4 protein-coding genes are annotated in these 2,214 nt (G+C 38.6%); all 4 read right to left on the bottom strand.

Annotated elements, in window-relative coordinates:
- Positions 1-396: flavodoxin-dependent (E)-4-hydroxy-3-methylbut-2-enyl-diphosphate synthase (locus OQ279_RS18545; RefSeq protein WP_266071357.1), on the bottom strand; the 396-nt coding region annotated here is incomplete at its 3' end.
- A 150-nt stretch (positions 397-546) separates the two neighbouring features.
- Positions 547-681, bottom strand: a complete 135-nt coding sequence (gene yqfZ / locus OQ279_RS18550) for a protein YqfZ (protein ID WP_503167775.1) — start codon at positions 679-681, stop codon at positions 547-549.
- On the bottom strand, positions 626-1,723 hold the full coding sequence (locus OQ279_RS18555; protein WP_266071354.1) for an MFS transporter: 1,098 nt from the start codon (positions 1,721-1,723) through the stop codon (positions 626-628). Before OQ279_RS18555 ends, yqfZ begins: the two co-directional genes overlap by 56 nt.
- 119 nt (positions 1,724-1,842) lie before the next feature.
- A partial coding sequence (locus OQ279_RS18560; RefSeq protein WP_266071356.1) for a superoxide dismutase occupies positions 1,843-2,214 on the bottom strand: 372 nt, incomplete at its 5' end.

The following is a 2,214-nucleotide window of genomic DNA, read 5'->3' on the forward strand; positions in this document are numbered from 1 at the left end:
GTTTACACCAATTCGAATTGGAATTCCTTTGGCTTTAGCCGCTTTAACAACAGCTTCTACTTTTTCGCGTCTGCCGATGTTACCAGGATTGATTCGGATTTTATCTGCTCCGCCTTCGATCGCTTTTAAAGCAAGCTTATAATCAAAGTGGATATCGACAACAAGTGGAATATTAATTCTCTTTTTAATTTCAGCAATCGCATTAGCCGCTCTTTCATCAGGGCATGCTACACGGACAACTTGACAGCCTGCTTCTTCTAGACGTTTAATCTCTGCAACCGTCGCCTCAACGTCATGTGTCTTTGTTGTTGTCATGCTTTGTATAAATAATTCGTTGCTTCCGCCAATAGTTAAAGGACCAACTTTTACTGGTCTCGTTTTTGTACGATGTATCATCTCAGTCAATGGAGATTCGCTCCTTTTTTTATTCATAAATTTAAAGAACTATGAAAAGAAAGTTCACTTTATTGTATCAATGAAAGACTGAAGTTGACAAGAATGATGCAATGAAACTCTTATGTTTAACACTGCCTTAATATTATTTGTTTATTTATAAGAAGGGAATTTGTAAGTTTTCCCATTTTGTATTTGCTCAGGCTGTATGCCGTTATTTAAGGTTTGGAAATCATTTACAACCGTTTCGATAGCAACAGGAACAGGACCGCCCAGCTCGGCTTCCATAATAGTTAAAACAGTTTCCCCTGGCCTTCCAGGCTGTGCCGATTACATCATAAGTCATAGAAACGTAAGGAACAAACAGAATCGGATATCCTACCGCAATAATAGCCGCATAGATCATTAATTTAGGGAATGTAATGTTTGCCAAGATAAAAAAGATGCTCACATACAACAGAATTCCACCGATTAATATCGCTTTCTTCCTCTGATGTTTCCTTAGCATTCTAGAGACAATATAATAGGCAACAAAAGAAATGCCTGAATTGACAAGACCAAAAGTTCCGAGAGCAAGCTCACTTCCTGTTGAGATAAAAACAAAGACTGAAACGAGAAAGGCAAATGTTCCTTCGCGCAGCCCCTGAAAAAAGTGGGCATTCGTAATCATACGCCAATTAAAGCTATTTTTTCTCTCCTTGAGGATTCTGGTAAACCAGTACCTTCCGCTTGCGGGTCTCCTTTTTAAGAAGAAGCTTAAAATGACTGCCACTAAAAACAAGGTTAGTGAAATACCGAAAATTATAGAGTATCCTGTAAACTTTTCCATCTTCGAAATGATGAATCCGGCAGCAATTGGTCCAGCCATTCCTGCTACAGAATTTAAAATACCGAGAAACCCATTAAAAAAGTCGCGATTTTCCGGTTCAGTAATCTCAAAGGTTAACACATTAAATGCAAGCCAATAAAAACCATAGCCTACTCCAAGCAAAGCGCCTAATAGAAGCAAATACGCCGATGCATTTCCACCTGCAATCAGTACTGCCAAATAAAAGATGCCAAGAAAAATAACTCCGATTCGAAGAACAATTACACGATCAATCTTTTTCGCCCATCTTCCAGCAATGGTAAATGTAATAAGCTGTAAGACAACAATGGATAAATTGTATAATCCGAGGTCGAAATATTCTCCTGATTGTTTCCAAAGGAATATATTCACAAAAGTATTTGAAAGGGCAATACTTAAAGAATACAATCCTCCAATCAGCAGCAATAAAGTTAAATCCCTTGTTACCTCTATATCACCTAGTATCTTTTTAAATCTGCTCATAAAAAAACTCCCCTTTGGTTCTAAGGGTAGTTTTTAACATAGGGCAATGCATTATGCAAAATTGCCCTTTAGAATTTAAAAAGCACAGCAGAAAATCTGCTGTGCTTGATTTAACGTTATTATTTTGCAGCGCTATAGCGTTTAGAAACTTCATCCCAGTTTACAACGTTCCAGAAAGAGTTGATATACTCAGGACGACGGTTTTGATAGTTTAAGTAGTATGCATGCTCCCAAACATCTAATCCTAAGACTGGAGTTTTGCCTTCCATTAATGGAGAGTCTTGGTTTGGTGTGCTAGTCACTTCTAACTCACCATTGTTTACTGCAAGCCAAGCCCAGCCAGAACCGAAACGAGTAGTTGCCGCTTTAGCAAACTCTTCTTTGAAAGCATCAAAGCTGCCAAACTTGCCAGTGATTGCATCTGCAAGCTCACCAGTTGGCTCTCCGCCTGCATTTGGAGCAATTACTTGCCAGAAAAGAGAGTGATTAGC

The sequence above is a fragment of the Salinimicrobium profundisediminis genome (assembly GCF_026241755.1).
Taxonomy (GTDB): Bacteria; Bacteroidota; Bacteroidia; order Flavobacteriales; family Flavobacteriaceae; genus Salinimicrobium; species Salinimicrobium profundisediminis.